The 18,929-nt window shown below is 65.3% G+C and carries 8 protein-coding genes and 2 other RNA genes; 2 read left to right on the top strand and 8 right to left on the bottom strand.

Annotation, left to right across the window (positions count from 1 at the left end):
* Positions 1 to 17: 17 nt before the first annotated feature.
* Together A7D17_RS08960 and A7D17_RS08955 are read right to left on the bottom strand one after the other, a co-directional pair.
* A complete protein-coding gene (locus A7D17_RS08960) occupies positions 18 to 803 on the bottom strand; it encodes a flagellar brake protein (protein ID WP_064508751.1) in 786 nt (261 codons plus the stop codon).
* Between the two features lie 545 nt (positions 804 to 1,348).
* Positions 1,349 to 4,021: a methyl-accepting chemotaxis protein gene (locus A7D17_RS08955; RefSeq protein ID WP_064508750.1), complete on the bottom strand. Its 2,673-nt coding sequence runs from the start codon at positions 4,019 to 4,021 to the stop codon at positions 1,349 to 1,351.
* Positions 4,022 to 4,555: 534 nt separating this feature from the next.
* Here A7D17_RS08955 and A7D17_RS08950 point away from each other — a divergent pair.
* Positions 4,556 to 4,632, top strand: a non-coding RNA gene (locus tag A7D17_RS08950) — sX9 sRNA.
* A gap of 4 nt (positions 4,633 to 4,636) precedes the next feature.
* On the opposite strand, the gene A7D17_RS08945 is transcribed toward A7D17_RS08950, so the two are convergent.
* From A7D17_RS08945 to A7D17_RS08915, 6 genes are all read right to left on the bottom strand, one after another.
* On the bottom strand, positions 4,637 to 6,886 hold the full coding sequence (locus tag A7D17_RS08945) for a methyl-accepting chemotaxis protein (RefSeq protein ID WP_064508749.1): 2,250 nt from the start codon (positions 6,884 to 6,886) through the stop codon (positions 4,637 to 4,639).
* 628 nt (positions 6,887 to 7,514) lie between these two features.
* Positions 7,515 to 9,986: a methyl-accepting chemotaxis protein gene (locus tag A7D17_RS08935; protein ID WP_064508747.1), complete on the bottom strand. Its 2,472-nt coding sequence runs from the start codon at positions 9,984 to 9,986 to the stop codon at positions 7,515 to 7,517.
* Between the two features lie 108 nt (positions 9,987 to 10,094).
* A complete protein-coding gene (locus A7D17_RS08930; RefSeq protein ID WP_064508746.1) occupies positions 10,095 to 12,344 on the bottom strand; it encodes a methyl-accepting chemotaxis protein in 2,250 nt (749 codons plus the stop codon).
* Between the two features lie 411 nt (positions 12,345 to 12,755).
* Entirely contained in the window at positions 12,756 to 15,005 is a 2,250-nt protein-coding gene (locus A7D17_RS08925) for a methyl-accepting chemotaxis protein (protein WP_064508745.1), read from the bottom strand.
* Between the two features lie 261 nt (positions 15,006 to 15,266).
* A complete protein-coding gene (locus A7D17_RS08920; protein ID WP_239692158.1) occupies positions 15,267 to 17,558 on the bottom strand; it encodes a methyl-accepting chemotaxis protein in 2,292 nt (763 codons plus the stop codon).
* 13 nt (positions 17,559 to 17,571) lie between these two features.
* Positions 17,572 to 18,333 (bottom strand): transporter, encoded by a 762-nt coding sequence (locus A7D17_RS08915; protein WP_064508744.1) that lies wholly within the window; start codon positions 18,331 to 18,333, stop codon positions 17,572 to 17,574.
* Positions 18,334 to 18,851: 518 nt separating this feature from the next.
* Between A7D17_RS08915 and A7D17_RS08910 the strand changes: the two genes are divergently transcribed.
* Positions 18,852 to 18,925, top strand: a non-coding RNA gene (locus A7D17_RS08910) — sX9 sRNA.
* The last annotated feature ends 4 nt before the right edge of the window (positions 18,926 to 18,929 follow it).

Genomic DNA, 18,929 nt, shown 5'->3' with positions numbered 1-18,929 from the left:
GCGTGGTGCGGGCGGGTTCAGAACACGCCGCTCTTGCGGGCGTTGCGCTGGCGGTCCACCCGGAAGATGTAGCGCTGGATGGTTTCGTCGGCGCCGCGCGGCAGGTCGCTGAACTGCATGCCCACGCGAAAGCCTTCGCTGCCGTTGGGCAGGGTCTGCTTGTGCTGGCTGCACACGGTGAGCGGCAGGCAGATCGGCGCGGTGTCGGGCAGTTGCAGGGTGCAGTTGCGGTAGGTGTGCTGCGGTTCCAGCAGGGGCATGCCGGCGGTGAGCGAGACGGCCAGGCCGCCGCTGCTGATATCGATCACGCGCAACTGCAGGTTGAGCGTGCCGCCCTGGGCTTCATCCTGGCGGATGGTGCAGATGGGCGAGTCGGTGATCGGCGTTTCCAGCCGGTACGACTCGCGCCGCTGCATGTGGTACATGGCCTCGGGCAGGTCGGCGCGGAAGGCGACGTGGATATCGCGCTCGATACGCTCGGCCCGTTCCAGTCGGAAGCGGACATTGACCCGCTCCAGCTGCGCATAGCACAGCAGGTACTTGGCATCCTCGATAGCGCGGTTGGAGGCGTCGTTGTGGCTGCCGTCCAGGATGACGCAATCGTCGTCTTCGTCCACTTCCAGCACGGCGGTGGGCACGGCCATGTCGCGGCCGGCCACGTGCATGGTCACGATGGCGCGTTGGTCGAGCAGCTGGCGCAGCAATCCACGGATCTGCCGCTTGTTGCGCAGCAGATAGCGTTCGTCACCTTCGGCGAGGTGATCGGCGTCGTGATCCAGCTCTGAGGTATCGCCTTGGGACATGGGCACAAGCACAGTGGAAGCGGGAAAGCGCCAGACGGGTTGTCCTGGCGTCGCCTTGATATCGGCGGCAAAGCGAAATCTTTAAGCGCCGCTGACGAAACGCGTTCGCCTGCTTTGTAGCGCTGGTGATCTTTGCCTTCGCTGCAAGGACCGGTCATGACGATCGATGTGCAGAATTTTCAGTAGAGCAGCCCGGAAACTGTCTGGTGCGGTGTCCTTACCGATTGCGGGACCGTTGGCGGCATGGATGCCGCCATCGAGCCCGCATGGACGGGTTGACGGCGTGTCCCGCGAGCGGTGAGGGCACCGCGCCCTCGACGTCTTCGCCGTTGCTGCAGGGCCCTTGCCCGCCCACCATCGCGGGACACGCTGCAAGTACGTCCATGTAGCTCCGTGGCGGCATCCATGCCGCCAAGGGTCCCGCGACGGTGGGCGGGCAAGGACCCGTCGAGATGGTCGGTGTGCAGCCTTTTCAACTAAAGCTAACAATAAGCGACGCGGTGTTCCTCGCTGCGAGTTTGTTGCAAGCAGTCGTGGTCGCCGTCTCAGGGATAGGCGTGGCGTGCATTGGCCAGCAGGGTGCTCAGGCGGTCCTGCGGCTCCAGGCGGAACACCGCCACTGCATCGACCAGCTGTGCGGCCTGGTCTTCCATCGCGCGTGCGGCGGCAGTGGCTTCTTCCACCAGCGCGGCGTTCTGCTGGGTGGTTTCGTCCATCTGGGTCACGGTCTGATTGACCTGGGTGATGCCGGCGGCCTGCTCGCGCGAGGCGCTGGTGATCTCGCCCATGATGTCGGTAACGCGCTGCACTGAACTCACCACCTGCTGCATGGTGCTGCCGGCCTCCGACGCCAGCGCGGCGCCATTGCCGATACGCGCGACCGAGTCCTCGATCAGGTGTTTGATCTCCTTGGCGGCACCGGCCGAACGTTGGGCGAGGGTGCGCACTTCGCTGGCCACCACCGCAAAGCCGCGGCCCTGCTCGCCGGCACGCGCCGCTTCCACCGCGGCGTTCAACGCCAGGATGTTGGTCTGGAAGGCGATGCCGTCGATGACGCTGATGATCTCGGCGATCTTCTTGGACGAGGTGTCGATGTCGGCCATGGTGGTGACTACGCGGCCGACCACGTCGCCGCCCTGGGCGGCGACACCGGCGGCGTCGAGCACCAGGCGGTTGGCCTGGTCGGCGTTGTCGGCATTCTGCTTGACGGTGGCGGTGAGCTCTTCCATCGAGGCGGCGGTTTCTTCCAGCGCGGCGGCCTGTTGCTCGGTGCGGCGCGACAGGTCGCCGTTGCCGGTGGCGATTTCGGTGGCAGCCGAATTGATCGCCAGCGAGGAATCCTTGATCCGGCGCACGATGCCGGCCAGCTGGTCGGCAGTGGCGTTGGCGTCGTCGCGGATGCTGGCAAACACGCCCTGCAGGTCGCCTTCCATGCGCGCGGTGAGATCGCCTTGCGACAGCGAGGACAGCAGCGCCGACACGCGCGACAGGCCGTCGGCATTGTTGTCCAGCAAGCTGTTGAGCTGCTGGGCGAGCAGCAGCAGGAAGCCCTGCTTGCCGTCGAGGCTGACGCGCTCGCTCAGGTCGCCGGCGGCAGCGGCCTGCACGATGCGAGCGACCTCCTGTTCCACCTGTACTTCCTGGGTGCGGTCTGCCCACTCGACCACGAAGCCCATGCGTTCGCCGGCCGCGCCGATCACCGGGCTGACCACCAGCCGCATGGTGCGGCCACCGACGTGGATCTGTGCGGTGTGGGTACCGGTGAGCTGGTCGAGCATGCGCGCCTGGTGTTCGGGCTTGCGGTGGAACTGGTCGATGCTGGCGTTGATCAGCGCATCGGCATCGAAATGCGGAAGGTCGCGGCGCAGCTCGTCCTGCACGCTCTTGAGCATGCGCTGCAGCGGGCGATTGACGTAGATGATGCGGCGGTCGGCATCGGCGATCATCACGTTGGTGCTGACGTCGTCGAGCGCGGTGCGCACGCGCAGCGCTTCGCTGGCGATCAGGTGATCGCGCTCCAGGCGCGCGCGCAGGTCGTCGCGCATGGTGCGGGCATTGAGCAGCAGGCGGCCGAGTTCGTCGTGGCGGTCGATCTCGATGGGGTTGTCCAGGCGGCCGGCAGCCACGTCGCCAAGCACGCGTTCAACGGCCAGCAACGGACGGGTGACCATCTTGCGCGCAGCGATGAACACCACCGCGATGCACAGCGCCAGCACCACCAGCGAGAACAGCAGCATGCTGCCCATCAGCTTGTCCAGCGGGCCGTCGATGGCGCTGCGCGGCTGGGTGCCGATCACCGCCCACTGCCACGGCGCATAGCGCTGGGCGGTGACTTCGAACGCCTGGCTATTGCCCTTGGCGTCGCGCAGCTGCAGGGTGGCACTGGGTTGCTTGCCGTCCAGCACGGCCTGCAGCGTGGTCTGCTGGTCGGCCGCGACCAGCGCCGACAGGGTTGCCGGGGTGCCCGGCGGAGCGGCGATGACCTGGCCCTGGCGCTCGCCTGGTGCCATGTCGACGATGACGAAATAACCATCCTGGCCCAGCTTGGTGGTGCTGACCTGCGCCTTGAGCGCAGCCAGGCCCTGGGTGTAGTTGCGACCGACGAACAGCGCGCCGATCACTTCGCCGGCAGCGTTACGCAGCGGCGCGTAGTAGGTCATGTACTGCTCGCCGAACAACTGCGCCTGGCCGGTGAAGGGCTTGCCTTGCGACAGCGCGGCATAGGCCTTGCCCTTGCGGTCGAGCAGGGTGCCGATCACGCGCGCATTCTGCTTGTTGCGCAGCGAGGTGGTGATGCGCACGAAGTCGTCGCCGGTACGCGCAAAGATGGTCGCAACGCCACCGGTGGCCTGCGCAAAGCGATCCACCGCGTCGAAGTTGAGATTCAGTGCCTGATTGCCGGCGCGCAACGACGGCGTGGTCTGCTCGCCGATGGTGACGGTGTTGGTAGTGTCCAGCTCGCGTGCGCCGCGCGGCAGCATGTCGTCGAAGACGCTGCCCAGGCGTTCGGTGCCCTCGGTCAGGGTGACGTCGTACATCGCCACCGACTGCTGCATCAATCGCGTGCTCGAGCGCAGTTCGGCCTTGACCTGCGATTCGATGTCTCCGGCCGATTGCCGGTAGATGGTCAGGGCCAGCAAGCCCAGCGAGATTGCAATGATCAGGGTCAGCAATGCGGACAGCCGCGTGCCGACAGACAGTCGGTTGAAAAAATGCATGAGGGATCGACCTTGCCCGGGGGAGGGCGTTACGGATGCGTGAATGCGATAGCGGCCGCCGATGCTCGAAATTGATCCGTTATGCCGAAATCAGCATGAAAACGTGCGATAGATTCAGCTTCGGTATGGTGAAAGCGTTTTCAGAGCGGCCGTGCCGCAGCATCACTTGTAAAGTCGATGTGAAGTTTCGCGTGGGCAGGTGGTGTGGCTGCGGCGTCGCACCAGTGATCAGGTTCGCAAGGCGGCACTAATAAAGCCGCTCCCTCTCTCAAGGGAAGCGGCCGAGAAAATCCACTGAGTGCGGATCGAAGATCTGCAACTGGGCGGCGCTGGGCGCCGGGGCCGTGCGCCACGATATTGCGCGTCACGGCTCGGTCATACCCTGTGCAATGCAGCCAGGCCAACGAGGCATAGTGATCGATGCCCACGGTCCGTGCACCGTGGGCAGACCTGGGTAGGCACGGACGCGACTTGCAGCGGGAAACACGCCGACTGCGCAGCCGTCAGGCGGACGTGGCCGGTGCCCGGTGCCGCATGTACCCCTCGTACATTCCGGTTCTGGGTGTGCCGTCCACACCCACCTGACCAGTGCGCGCTACGTCCCGTGCGCCGTTCTTAAAACTCCTGCCAATCGGCTGCGTCGGTGGCCGGTACGGATGCACGCGCCAGTGGGCGAGTTGCGCTAGCCGGCGTGACAGAGGCGCGTGGCGTCTTGCGCGCATGGCCGGGTGCATTGGCGATGGCAGCGAGTTGGCGCGCCACCGGTGCCTGCGTGTCGACCTTGAACACCGCCACCGCGGCCGTGAGTTGCTGCGCCTGTTCTTCCATCGCGCGCGCGGCAGCGGTGGCTTCTTCCACCAGTGCGGCGTTCTGCTGGGTGGTCTCGTCCATCTGGGTGACGGTCTGGTTGACCTGCTCGATGCCGGCGTACTGTTCCTGCGATGCCGACGAGATCTCGCCCATGATGTTGGTCACGCGCTGCACGCTGGCGACGATCTCGGCCATGGTGGTGCCGGCCTGATCGACCAGCGTTGCGCCTTGCGCGACCTTGTCCACCGAATCGTCGATGAGGTGTTTGATCTCTTTCGCCGCGCCGGCCGACCGCTGTGCCAGCGTGCGGACTTCCGAGGCCACCACCGCAAAGCCGCGGCCCTGTTCACCGGCACGCGCCGCTTCCACAGCCGCATTCAGGGCCAGGATATTGGTCTGGAAGGCGATGCCATCGATCACGGAGATGATCTCGGCGATCTTCTTCGACGAGGCCTGGATGTCGGACATGGTGGTGACCACGTCGGCCACCACGTTGCCGCCTTGCGAGGCCACTGCGGCGGCGCCGATGGCGAGCTGGTTGGCCTGGCTGGCGTGGTCTGCGTTCTGCCTGACCGTGGAGGTGAGCTCCTCCATGGAGGCGGCGGTTTCTTCCAGGTTGGCGGCCTGCTGCTCGGTACGTTGCGACAGGTCCTGGTTGCCGGAGGCGATCTCGCCCGATGCCAGGCCGATCGCATCGGCAGCCTGCTGGATGCGGCCGACGATGCTGGCCAGCTGCTCGGCAGTGGCGTTGGCGTCGTCGCGCATCTGCGCAAATACGCCCTGGTACTGGCCGCTCATGCGCGCGGTAAGGTCGCCGGCGGCGATCGACTGCAACAGGCTGGAAAGCGAGGCGAGATTGCCGTCGGCGGTGGCCATCAGGTGGTTGAGGCTTTCGACCATCAGGCGGAAGTCGTACTGGAACTGCTCGGCGTTGCCGCGTGCGGTGAAATCGCCATTGGCCGCTGCCTGCGCCAGATGCTTGATTTCGCGATTCATCGTGGACAGGTTGTGCTTGACCTGATTCATCGCGGTGGTGATCGCGGCTTTTTCGCCAGGCAATTGCGGCATGTCTTCGCTCAGGTCGCCGATGGCATAGCGCTCCACCAGGTGGATGGTCTGCATCTTGACCTTGATGTGCGCAGCGACCAGCTCATTGGTGTCCTTGGCCATGCGGCCGAAGTCGCCGGGGAATGCGGCTGCATCCATGCGGAAGCTGATCTGGCCCGCATCGTGGCGCTTGGCCATGTCCAGCTGCGCACTGATCAGGTTGCGTACCTGGTCCTGCATCTTGTTCATCGCCTGCAACAGGCGGCCGGTTTCGTCGTTGGTGGTGGTGCGCACATCGTTGTCGAGATGGCCATTGGCAATGGCTTCGGCGGCGCGGGTGGCTTGCGACAGCGGACGCACCAGGCTGCGGGTGATTGCCCAGCCCAGCAGGCCGCTGATCAACACCACCGCCAGGCCGCCGCCGATCAACATGGCACGGCCGCGCGCCATGGCCGCGGTGGCGGCTTCATAGGCTTCGGTGGCACGCCGGCGCTGCAATGCCGAATACTCGGCCAGGGCGTTCTGCCATTGTTCGGTGGCCGGCGCGGCTTTTTGCAACAGCAGTGCCAGCGCTTCGTCGGGCCTGGCGTTCAGCCCAAGATCGGCGACCTGCGCGTTGAGCTTGCCGGCGGTTTCACTGGCCTGGTCGATCTTCTGCCGCAGCGCGGCGGCTTCCGGCGATGCGGAAAACACGTACAGCGTGCGCCGGGTGTCTTCGTAGGCCGCCAGCTTGTCCTTGATGATGCCGTCAAAGCGCAGATTGTCTTGCGGTGAGGTGGGCAGCACGAGATTGCGCAACTGCACGGCAACGGCGGAGCTGGCGTTGGTCATGTCCTCCAGGTGCTGCATGATCGCGATGTTGCGATTGACCACGGTGTCCATGCGCTCGCGCGCCTGGGCCACGGTATACAGGCCGGCGACAACCAGCCCGCAGGACAGCAGGATCAGTGTGCCGAACGCAAAAGTCAGCCGCTTGCCGACGTTGTACCGTTGTAGAAGAGCGATCATGTTGGTCTCGAAAGCGATGGGCGGGAAGGGGGGGCGCATCGGTGCGTCGCGTAGTCCCTACGTCGAGCGGGCCGTGCAGGCAGGCATCCGGCCGATCCATCGCGTCCACCGACCGTGGGTCGTGCGGGGCGTGATTGCAGGGCAGGTCTGCATGCTTGAGGTCGGTAACGGCGTTGCCGTTGACCACTGAACACCACTGCCGGGCCGCGTAAGGGCGGCCGTCACCGAGGTGACGCGGGTGTGCACAGCTGGCTCGAAACGCCTTATGGCAGCGCTATCGGCGATTCGCCATGACGCGTGGGCTTCACTGATCGATCACGTGCCAAGGCGTGACGGCTGCGTGTACGTCGAGGTGGAACACCGGAATGCAGCGAACACGCCGGAGCGTACGTGATAGCCGATTGGTGGGATTCGCATGGCAATCGCGGCGCCAGGATCGGACATGACGCGGGATCGGTAGTGCGGGATCTTTTTGCGGCATGCGGCAATGCGTGGCCTAGCGGCAGCGCAAGCCGCGCGGTCAGCATGGCAATGGGCGATGCGCACCATCGGCACGTGTCGCAGCGGCTGCGCCGCGATCCGCCTGCGGGCTGCGCCGCAGACGGGTTCACTCAAGACGCTCTGGCGATCAGGCGGCTTGGCCGAAACGGGCCGGTGCCGCGGGCTGCAGCTGGAACACCGAGACTGCATCGCGCAGTTGCTGCGCCTGTTCTTCCATTGCACGCGCAGCAGCAGTGGCTTCTTCCACCAGTGCGGCATTCTGCTGGGTGGCCTGGTCCATCTGCGCCACCGTCTGGCCAACCTGCTCGATACCTTGCGATTGCTGCTGCGAGGCCTCGCTGATCTCCTGCATGATGGTGGTAACGTTCTTCACCGAATCGACGATGTCCTGCATGGTGCGGCCGGCCTGGCCGACCAGCTGGTTGCCGTGTTCGACCCGGCTGACCGAGTCGGCGATCAGCTGCTTGATCTCCTTGGCCGCACCGGCCGAGCGCTGGGCGAGGGTGCGCACTTCCGACGCCACCACCGCAAAGCCGCGCCCCTGCTCGCCGGCACGCGCCGCTTCCACCGCCGCGTTCAAGGCCAGGATATTGGTCTGGAAGGCGATGCCGTCGATCACGCCGATGATGTCGGCGATCTTGCGTGACGCGGCCTGGATGCCAGCCATGGTGCCGACTACCTGGCCCACCACGTCGCCGCCCTGCGAGGCCACGCTGGCGGCCCCCACCACCAGCTGGTTGGCGCGGCGGGCATGGTCGGCGTTGTTGCGCACGGTGGAGGTGAGCTCTTCCATCGAAGCGGCGGTTTCTTCCAGGTTGGCGGCCTGTTGCTCGGTGCGTTGCGACAGATCCTGATTGCCGGCTGCAATTTCGCTGGCCGCATCGTTGATGGCATCGGTGGCCTGCTGGATGCGCCCGACGATATCGGCCAGCTGCGCCACCGTGGCGTTGGCGTCGTCGCGCATGCGTGCAAACACGCCATGGAACTGGCCCTGCATGCGGGTGGTGAGATCGCCCGCAGCAATCGCCTGCAACACCGTGGACAGCGCGTGCAGGTTGGCATCGGCGGTGGACATCAGGTGGTTGAGACTGTCCACCATCGCGCGGAAATCGTACTGGAAGCGCTGCGCATCGCCACGCACGCTGAAGTCGCCGTTGGCCGCGGCCTGGGCGAGCAGTTTGATCTCGCTGTTCATCGCCGACAGATTGGCCTTGACGGTGTCCATGGTGTCGGTGAGCACGGCCTTTTCGCCGGGCAGGCGCTCCATGTCCTGGCTCAGGTCGCCAATGGCGTATCGCGACATGATCTGCGCCAGCTGCATCTTCACCGCGATATGCGAGCCAACCAGGGCATTGGTGTCGCGCACCATCGTCGCGTAGGCACCCGGGAAACTCTCGGCCTGCATGCGGAAACTGATCTGGCCGGCGTCGTGGCGCTGCGCCATCTCGCTCTGTGCCGCCAGCACGCGCTGCAGCTGCTGCTGCATCTGGCGCATGTTGTCCAGCAGCTGGCCGGTTTCATCGCGGCACGGCGCAAGAATGCGGTCGTCCAGCGCGCCTTGCGCGATGTTGGCGGCTGCCGCGGCGGCACGCCGCACATTGTGGGTAAGCCTGGACAAGGTGTACCAGCACAACGCGGCAATCAGCACCGCCAGCAGCGACAGCCCGGCGATGGCCTGCCAGACCGCGTTGCGTGCAGCCACCAGGTGCCGTTCGGACTGGCGCTGCAAGGCCTGCAGCGATGTGCGGCTGAGGTCCTGCATGGCCTGGCCCAGCGTGTCGAGTGCGGCGTTCCACTGCGTATCGGACTGCGCATCGCTGCCTTCCAGGGCGGTGCCAAGGGCGGCCAGTGCCGCATTTGCGCGCGTGGATTCGGTGGTGGCCGCCTCGGCCAGCGCGGGGTCGGGCTGTTCGAGCAGGCCCATGGCCTTGTCCAGCTCATGGCGGAAGCGCACGTGGTTGCGCTGCAGTTGACTGAGCTGCTCGCGCAGCATGGCGCGGCTGTCGCCGGCCTGCGACGGGTCGTTGGCGGCATCCAGGCGGGTCAGCGACTCGGTGGCGTCGGGGCTGTAGATCAGCGTGGCCACCACCAGGTGGTAGCTTTCGATGTAGGGCGTATAGACCAACTGGCTGTCGTCGCGCAGTGCATCGAGCGCGGCGAATGCCTGTTCGCTCACACCGGCGTAGTCCTTGGCGGCGGCGCCGGCCACGTGGCGCTGCTGCAGGGCGAGCAGTTGTTTCTGGCTGCGTTCGAAGCCGGGCAGGGCGGCGGTGGCGGCAAGCAGCTGCTGCAGATCGCGTTCGGCACGCTGGGCCGCTGCGCTGGCGGCGCTGCCGCTATCGACATGGGCCGCATGCAGGTCGGTGATCAGGCCCAGCATTTGCCCGAGCGGCGCATAGCTGCGCAACTCGTTGCTGCTGATGGCCACGCTCTCATTGAGCTTGCCGCGGTACAGCAGCACCGGAATGACCAGGCCGACCAGCGCAAGCACGCCGATCGCACCAAGTTTTCTGGCGATGCCCAGATCGTCCCAGCGGCGGGTCCAGCGGCGCGGGGCGGACGGAGCAGGATGCGGCAGCACGGGCGAAAAAAGGGTCATCGGGGCGTCTCATGGGCGTACGCAGACTATCGGCCGATATCTGTTATGCCTTGAGCGGGCCGGCCTCGCTGCCGACCCTCGCCATTCAGCTTGTTGTGCCCGCTTGGCTCAGAACTCCTGCCAACTGGTGTCGTTGCTGGAGGCAGTAACCACCGCGCGTGGCTTGGAGGCGGCGGTACGGCCGGCTGCCGCCACCTGCGCCTTGAGCGCGGGCGTCACCGCCGGCCGCAGCGCGGCGACGTGCGCCGCTGGCTGCACCTGGCCGGCGTCGGTCTTGAACACCGCCACCGCCTCGGTCAGCCCAACCGCCTGGTCTTCCAGCGCCCGTGCCGCGGCAGTGGCTTCCTCCACCAGCGCCGCATTCTGCTGGGTGGTTTCGTCCATCTGGGTCACGGTCTGGTTGACCTGTTCGATGCCGGCCGACTGCTCCTGCGAGGCGGCGGAGATCTCCCCCATGATGTCGGTGACACGCTGCACGCTGGAGACGATCTCGCCCATGGTCTTGCCGGCGCTGTGCACCAGCACCGAGCCGTCGGCCACGCGCTGCACCGAGTCGTCGATGAGCTCCTTGATCTCCTTTGCCGCGCCCGAAGAGCGCTGCGCCAGGGTGCGCACTTCGGAAGCCACCACCGCAAAGCCGCGGCCCTGCTCGCCGGCACGTGCCGCTTCCACCGCCGCGTTCAAGGCCAGGATGTTGGTCTGGAAGGCGATGCCGTCGATGACCGAGATGATGTCGGCGATCTTCTTCGATGAGGCTTCGATACCGCTCATGGTCTCGACTACCTTGCTGACGATCTCGCCGCCCTGCGAAGCCACACCGGCAGCGCCGATCGCCAGCTGGTTGGCCTGACGCGCGCTTTCGGCATTCTGCCTGACGGTGGAGGTGAGCTCTTCCATCGAGGCGGCGGTTTCTTCGAGATTGGCCGCCTGCTGCTCGGTGCGCTGCGACAGATCCTGGTTGCCGGCGGCGATCTCGCTGGCGGCGCCCTTGATCGACACGGCCGACTGCTTGATGCCGGTGACGATGTCGGCCAGCTGGGTGGCGGTGGCATTGGCGTCATCGCGCATCTGTGCGAACACGCCGCGGAACTCACCGCTCATGCGTGCGGTGAGGTCGCCAGCTGCGATCGACTGCAACAGGCCCGACAGCGACTGCAGATTGCCATCGGCGGTGGCCATCAAGGTGTTGAGGCTTTCCACCATCACCCGGAAGTCGTACTGGAAGCGCTCGGCATCGCCACGGGCGCTGAAGTCGCCGTTGGCGGCTGCCTGCGCCAGGTGCTTGATCTCGGAGTTCATCGCGCCGAGGTTGAGCTTGACCTGCGCCATGGTGTCGGTGAGCACGGCCTTTTCGCCGGGCAGCTTGTCCATGTCTTGGCTGAGATCGCCAATGGCATAGCGGCCCATGATCTGCGCCAGCTTCATCTTTACCGCGATATGCGAGGCCACCAGATTGTTGGTGTCGTTGGCCATGCGGCCGTAGTCGCCGGGGAACGCATCGGCATCGATGCGGAAGCTGATCTGGCCATCGTCGTGGCGCCTGGCCATGTCGGTCTGCGCGGCGATCAGGTTGCGCAGCTGGTCCTGCATCTTGCGCATCGCGTTGAGCAGCCGGCCGCTTTCGTCGGAGGCTTGCGTGTCCACATCGTTGTCCAGCTTGCCGCCGGCAATCGATTCGGCGGCGCGGGTGGCACGGCTCAGCGGCTGGGTCAGGCTACGGGTGATCAGCAAGCCCAGCGCCCCGCTGAGCAGCACCACCAGCACGGTGCCGGCGACCAGCATCTTGCGCGAATCGTCCATCGACTTCAGCGCGACCGCTGAGGCATCGGCAGCGAGCTTGTCCTGCAGTGCGATGTTCTCGGCAATCTTGTCCTGCCATTGCTGCGTTGCCGGGTTCGCCTTGTTGAACAACAGCGGTATGGCATCGCTATTCTTCCCGGCAATCGACAATTGCAAGACTTGGTCGTTGAGCGTCCTTGCCGCCATGCGGAGACTGTCGATCTGTGTACGTATCGCCTGGTCCTGCGGCGAAGCGGGCAGCGCATACAGGGCCTCGCGCGCCTTGTTGTAATCGGCGCGTGCAGACTTGATCGCGCCGACGAACTCGTCATTGCGCTCTTCGGCATACGGAAGTGCCAGATTGCGCAGTTGCGTGCCGATGATGAAATTGGCATTCATCATGTCGTTGGCCAGACGGATCTTGGTCATGTTCTGGTGCACGATGTCATCCACCAATGCACGCGCCGAACTCAGGCCGCGATAGCCGATGAAGGCAATGATGCCGGATAACACGATCAGGACGGCAAACGCGCTGGCCAGCCGTGGGCCAACGTTGTAGCGCTGCAGCAATGCATTCATGGCGAGAGTCCCGTGAGACGGAGCGAAGGTGGCGTTGCATGCGCAGGTGATCACTTGCACTACATGCGCTGCTATCTCACATAGCGGCTAACCCATGCCTGTACTTAATACCTGCATATCTGAAAAAACATAAGTCCGGTCATCAAGGTGACGCCGGAAATCCGACACAAAACGCCAACATGGCACTGCAAGTGATACCAAGCGAACGCGGCCTTTTGGTGGCTGGAGCACGTTCGAGCTCAGCAATGGCGGCAGCGAACTTCATTGACAGGACGGCCAAGCCACAATTGTCCGGCGCTGCGATGCACATCATGCGGTGGCAGCACGCAAGATCTCCAGACAAAATAAAAGCCGCGCTTCCATACAGAAACGCGGCTTCGTTTGTACGTGTTACAGATGCCGACGGCGTGCTTAAAACTCCGCCCAATCCGACTCGTTGGTAGCCACCGCAGGCGCGGCTGCGCGCACAAACGGTTTACTGGCCTTTGCCGGTGTCGCAGGCTTGCTGGCAGCATGTGCCACCGCTACCGGACGCACCACCGGGGTGGCGCGGGTCACCGACTCCAGTTCTGCCGACAGACGGAACAGCGCCACCGCTTCGGTGAGCTGCTGGGCCTGATCTTCCATCGAGCGTGCGGCGGCAGTGGCTTCTTCCACCAGCGCGGCATTCTGCTGGGTGGCTTCGTCCATGTGGGTGACGGTCTGGTTGACCTGCTCGATACCGGCCGACTGTTCCTGCGAGGCAGCAGAGATTTCGCTCATGATGTCGGTGACGCGCTGCACCGAGGAGACGATCTCGCTCATGGTGCTGCCGGCCTGGTTCACTAGCGCCGAGCCTTCGGCGACCTTGCTCACCGAATCGTCGATCAGGCCCTTGATCTCCTTGGCGGCACCGGCCGAACGCTGGGCCAGCGTGCGCACTTCCGAGGCCACCACGGCAAAGCCGCGGCCCTGCTCGCCGGCACGTGCCGCTTCCACCGCTGCGTTCAAGGCCAGGATGTTGGTCTGGAACGCGATGCCGTCGATGACGCTGATGATCTCGGCGATCTTCTTGGAGGAGGTTTCGATGCCGGACATGGTGGTGACCACCTGGCCGACCACCGCGCCGCCATGCGAGGCCACGCCGGCCGCGCCGATGGCGAGCTGGTTGGCCTGGCGTGCGTGCTCGGCGTTCTGCTTGACGGTAGAGGTGAGTTCTTCCATCGAGGCGGCAGTTTCTTCCAGGTTGGCCGCCTGCTGCTCGGTGCGCTGCGACAGATCCTGGTTGCCGGCGGCGATTTCGCCGGCGGCCGTGTTGATGGCCAGGGTGGAATGCTTGATGCGGCCAACGATGTCGGTCAGGCGCTGCACGGTGGCATTGGCATCGTCACGCAAACGCGCGAACACGCCGTGGAAGTGTCCGTCCATGCGGGCGGTCAGGTCGCCATCGGCCACGGCGCCCAGCAATTGCGAGAGCTTGCCCAGGTTGCGGTCGCTGACGTCCATCATCGAATTCAGGTCGGCCACCATCACCGCAAAGTCGTACTTGAAGCGTGCGGCATCGCCACGTGCGCTGAAGTCGCCCGCAGCGGCGGCCTGCGCCAGCTGCTTGATCTCGGTATTGATCGCCAGCAGGCTGGCCTTGGCCGCGTCCATGGCTTCGTGCAGCACGGCGCGGCTGCCGGGCAGGCGGCGCGCATCCTGGGTCAGGTCGCCCTGGGCGTACTGGTTGAGGATGGCGACCGAATCAACGATGGCATCCAGGTGCTCGAAGATCATCGTATTGATGCCGACGGCCAGATTGCCGTACACGCCGGGGAAATCCTCCGGCATGCGATGGGTGATGTCTTCGGCGGCGTGCAGGTGCGACATGCGCGCGGTCTCGTCGGAGAAGCGGCGCAGCAACTGGGTCATATCGCCGGTGGCCTGCAGCATCTGGCCGATTTCGTCCTTGCTGGTGGTGCCGATCTGCGCGCCGAGATCGCCGCGCGAGACGGCCTGGATGGCGCCCAGCGCCTTGGACAGCGGCGTGGTGATGCTGCGCGCGATCAACCAGCCGAAGGTGACCGACAGGGCCGCCATCAGCAGCGTGCCGATCAATAGCACCGCACTGGTCATCTTGAACGAGGCGCTGCTGGCCGCAACCATGGTGGCCAGTGCAGTGGATTGCTCGGCATACATCTTGTCGATGGTCTGGAACAGCACCTTGCGGATGTCGCCGGATTGCTTGTTCGCAGCCACCGCGGCCGCGTAGTCGGGATCCTTGTAGAGCGCGCGCAAGGTCTTGTTGGCTTCGAAGTAACTGGCGCTTTCCTTGGCGAGCTTGTCGTAGCCGGCCTTCAGGGGCGAGCCGGCAGCGATCTTGGCTTCCAGCGCCTTCTGCGTTTGCGCGTACTTGCCCTGGATTTCGTCCATGCGGGTCAGGAAGTAGTCGTAGCGTTCCTGGTTCTGCAGATTGACGAACTGACCCGATTCGTAGATACGGAATTCACCGCCGAATGCGCGCAGCTCCGAGAGCCGGGTCAGCACCGGAACCACATCTTCATTGATCAGCACGGCCTGCTGCTGCATCTGCTTCATGCGCGAGAAGCCCAGCCCGCCAAGCAGCGCAGTGAGCACCGCACTGAGGCAGAACGCAAACATCAGTTTGCGGCGAATGGGCCAGTCGTTGAACTTGTTCATCAAATACTCCAGGGGTGTCGCGTCGCGATGTTGTCCTGCACGCTAACGGCCCCGGGCCTGGATACTTTATGTTTCAAGGATGAACAGTGGCACCGCCGCACACTGCTGATGTGCGGATTTGCCGCGCAAACCTGCTGATTTGCCGATAGCCGGCTTGCTACGGCAGCCTCTGTTACTGCTCCTTCAAAACCACGCGTTGTGACTCAATGCGCCCGTCGCCGATCGTGATAACCGAGCGCGACCATTGGGGCGTCGGGCGCACTATCGCGTGGAGGCCAGTGCACGCCCGCCGGCCGCAGGCGATACGTGCATGGCGCTGCGTTTTGCAATGGCGTGGGGCGCATCGGCCAGCGTGAAGCGCGCCACTGCCTGTGCCAGCTGTCCGGCCTGGTCTTCCATCGTGCGTGCGGCCGCGGTCGCTTCCTCCACCAGGGCGGCGTTCTGCTGGGTGGCCTCGTCCATCTGCGTGATGGTGCGATTGACCTGCTCGATACCGGCTGACTGTTCCTGCGAGGCGGCCGCAATCTCACCCATGATGTCGGTGACGCGCTGCACGCTGGCGACGATCTCGGCCATGGTGGTGCCCGCCTGGTGGACCAGCTGCGAGCCCTCGGCGACCTTGCCGACCGAATCGTCGATGAGATGCTTGATTTCTTTTGCCGCACCGGCCGACCGCTGCGCCAGGGTGCGCACTTCCGAGGCGACCACCGCAAAGCCGCGGCCCTGTTCGCCGGCACGTGCCGCTTCCACTGCGGCGTTCAACGCCAGGATATTGGTCTGGAAGGCGATGCCGTCGATGACGCTGATGATCTCGGCGATTTTCTTCGACGAGGTTTCGATGCCGGACATGGTGGTGACCACCTGAGCCACGACCGCGCCGCCCTGCGAGGCGACACCGGCCGCACCGATGGCGAACTGATTGGCCTGACGCGCACTCTCGGCGTTTTGCTTGACGGTGGAGGTGAGCTCCTCCATCGAGGCGGCGGTTTCTTCCAGGTTGGCGGCCTGTTGCTCGGTGCGTTGCGACAGATCGCTATTGCCGGCAGCGATTTCGCTGGAGGCGGTGTGGATGCTGCCGGCAGCCTGCTGGATACGCCCGATCACCTGCGCCAGTTGCTCGGCGGTGGTGTTGGCGTCGTCGCGCATGCTGGCGAACACGCCATGGAAGTCGCCGTGCATGCGTGCGCTCAGGTCGCCTTCGGCCAGCGCGCTGAGCAGGCGCGAGACTTCGGCGATGCTGGCCGCATTGGCATCGAGCAAGGCATTGAGCTGTTGCGCCAGTTGCAGGAAAAAGCCTTGCTTGCCGTTGCTGTCGATGCGCTTGGACAGGTCGCCCGCCGCAGCGCTGCGCACGACATCGGCTACGTCCAGTTCCACCCGCGCTTCGGCGGTACGGTCGCGCCATTCGCAGACAAAGCCCAGATGCGCGCCGCGCTCGTCGCGGATCGCCGACACGTTTTGCGTAATGCAGGTCGTGCGGTACCGCACTTCGCGTTGCGCGGCGCCCTGGCGGTCCAGACGCTGGTAGATTTCCGCGTCCTGCGCGTTGCCCACTTCCAGCAGCGAGACCGGTTGCCCGACCAGGGCCACACCGTGGTTGAACGCCGGTGCGCACGCGTGGATATCCTCGGCATAGGTCTGGAGCAAGGACTGCAACGCGTTGTTGGTGTAGATGATGGTCAGGTCCGGGTCGGCGATGTACATGCCGGTGGAGGCGTTATCCAATGCGGTGCGAATGCGCAGGTTTTCTGCGGCGATGCTGCGCTCGCGCTCCAGGCGTTCGCGCAGGTCGCGCTGCATGCGCGACAGCGCCGCCATCAGGCTGTGCGCGTGTTTTGCGGCGACCGGGATCGGCTGGTCCAGGCGGCCTTGCGCAATGTGCTGTGCAGCGGCCATGGCCAGCTGCGGTTCGCCGCCAAGCAGGCCAAACACCGAACGCAGGATCCAGCCGGCGGCCAGCGCCAGGCAGACGAATGCAAGCACGACGGCGCCGCCTTGCTGCCACATCACACGATGGCTGTATTGCTCGGCCTGGCTGCGGTTGGCCTCGTTCAAGGACAGGATGCGCTCGCTGATCGTCCCCATGCGGGTTTCGAGCTGGCCGAACTTGTCGGTAAAGTCGCGGTACGCCGCAGCGCTGTCGGCATGCGTTTCGGCCAGCGTCATGACCTGGTCGGCAGCAGCGATATAGGCCTGCAACGTGGGCGCCACCGCTTCCAGCTCGCTGCGCAATGCAGGGTCCAGCGGGAGCTTGCGGTTGGCTTGCACCGCCTCGCGGAATTCGCCGGCATGTTCGCCCAGCGACGCGCGGGCATCGGCGATGCCGGCATCGTCCTGGCGCGATGCGGCGAGCAGCCCGGCAGTGACGTCGCCGCGCAGGGCGTCGTGCATCATGTCGGCCTGCATATGGTTGCGCAGCGCATCGGAGGAAATGACCTGCGCGGTGATGGCATCCAGCAGCCCGCGCTGACCGTTGTAGCCGACACCGCCCAGGGCGAGCAGCGCCAACGCGGCGACCAGCACCAGCACGCCCAACATATGCATGATCTTCATTGTGCAGCCCGTATCAGAAGCGGAAAGACAGACCGACGCCGACGGCGTGGTCGGGCGAGCGGTCGTTGAGGCCGCGGCTGTACACCGCATCCAGTTGCACGTCGTTGCTGAGCAGCCAGGCCGAGCCGACGTCGAGCAAGGCCACGCTGCCGCCATCGTCGCTCTTGGCGATTTGCGGCAATGCCACTTCGACGAAGGAGCGCACGCGGTCGTTCCAGGCCTTGCCGATCACCGCACCGAAGATACCGGCGGTGTAGCGGTGGCCTTGTCCATCGTCGTCCCAGATCACCCCGGGCATCATGCCGGCGGAGATGCTGTCGCTGAGGTCCCATTCGGCCACCAGCCGGAACGAAGGGCGCGCGCCATGGCCGCGCAGCGCCTGCGCGCCGCTGGGCAGATCCACATGCAGCAGCCAGGCCAGCGAGGTCTTGCCGTCGTCGGAGCTGGCCAGATGGTGCTTGATACCGAGCGCTACGTCGGACATGCCGCTGAGCCTGGGCTGCCCGGGCGCATCGATGCGTTGCCAGCCATCGGTTTCCAGCCGCAGTTCCCAGGTCTGGCCCACGCCGTAGCGGAACAGCGTCGGCGTGGAATACGCGTCCACGGAGGCATCGCGTTCCCAGGCGGCACTGGTTTCCACCTGCAGCCGCTGGTGGCCGACGGTGAGGCTGGACTCGACGAAATCAGGGCGATCGGTGGCGATCGGATCTTCGGCGCAGGCATGGCCGGCAACGCCGCACAATGCAAGACAGCTGACGAGAACGGATGACTTCATGGCGACCCCTGCAACGAACCAGCAATGGGCGCATGCAGGTGGTCGCAATGTCTGCACCAACGCGCATGCGGAACTCAGGCGACGGTCGCGGCGGGGGAGCGCAGGCGGTCGGTGTTATCCACGCTAACGGCAACGCCAGATAAATCTTTAAGCTTGGCCGATGGATGGCGCGCGCACGCTGCGCGGCTGCAGACGTGGCCTGCAACCGGCGGGTGGCGAGGGCATTGCGCCCCGCGTCATGGGCAGGCTGCGCTGCCTGCTGCCTGCAGCCTGCTGCCTGTGGGTGTCATCGCGCTGCAGGTCACATGGCCCCGACTCGGAGCGGCCGACTGCATGCACGATGGCAGGTCCGCCGGGGGGTTCGCTCACCAGCTGTACAAGGCTGCAAGCAACCACCCGCGCGTTCACTACAGTGGTGACATCCCGGGAGACAGGACGCCACCGTGCGCCAGGTTTTGGAGCGTCTGACACAACTGGCGTGCAGCCTTCAGGCGGACGCGCCCGGTGCTCGGTGCAGCATGCACCACTCGTGCATTCCGGTTCCGAGCGTGCCGGCCACGCCCCGACGACTGCTTGCTACGGTCTGTTCGCCGCTG

The sequence above is a fragment of the Xanthomonas floridensis genome, from assembly GCF_001642575.1.
Taxonomy (GTDB): Bacteria; Pseudomonadota; Gammaproteobacteria; order Xanthomonadales; family Xanthomonadaceae; genus Xanthomonas; species Xanthomonas floridensis.
The sequence above is the reverse complement of the archived record's forward strand: the minus strand, read 5'-3'. Positions and strand labels throughout refer to the sequence as shown.

What these genes read in the sequence shown, in the direction of transcription:
- A7D17_RS08960 (WP_064508751.1), bottom strand. Translation starts at nt 803, where the DNA reads ATGTCCCAAGGCGATACCTCAGAGCTGGATCACGACGCCGATCACCTC.
- A7D17_RS08955 (WP_064508750.1), bottom strand. Translation starts at nt 4,021, where the DNA reads ATGCATTTTTTCAACCGACTGTCTGTCGGCACGCGGCTGTCCGCATTG.
- A7D17_RS08945 (WP_064508749.1), bottom strand. Translation starts at nt 6,886, where the DNA reads ATGATCGCTCTTCTACAACGGTACAACGTCGGCAAGCGGCTGACTTTT.
- A7D17_RS08930 (WP_064508746.1), bottom strand. Translation starts at nt 12,344, where the DNA reads ATGAATGCATTGCTGCAGCGCTACAACGTTGGCCCACGGCTGGCCAGC.
- A7D17_RS08925 (WP_064508745.1), bottom strand. Translation starts at nt 15,005, where the DNA reads ATGAACAAGTTCAACGACTGGCCCATTCGCCGCAAACTGATGTTTGCG.
- A7D17_RS08935 (WP_064508747.1), bottom strand. Translation starts at nt 9,986, where the DNA reads ATGACCCTTTTTTCGCCCGTGCTGCCGCATCCTGCTCCGTCCGCCCCG.
- A7D17_RS08915 (WP_064508744.1), bottom strand. Translation starts at nt 18,333, where the DNA reads ATGAAGTCATCCGTTCTCGTCAGCTGTCTTGCATTGTGCGGCGTTGCC.
- A7D17_RS08920 (WP_239692158.1), bottom strand. Translation starts at nt 17,558, where the DNA reads ATGAAGATCATGCATATGTTGGGCGTGCTGGTGCTGGTCGCCGCGTTG.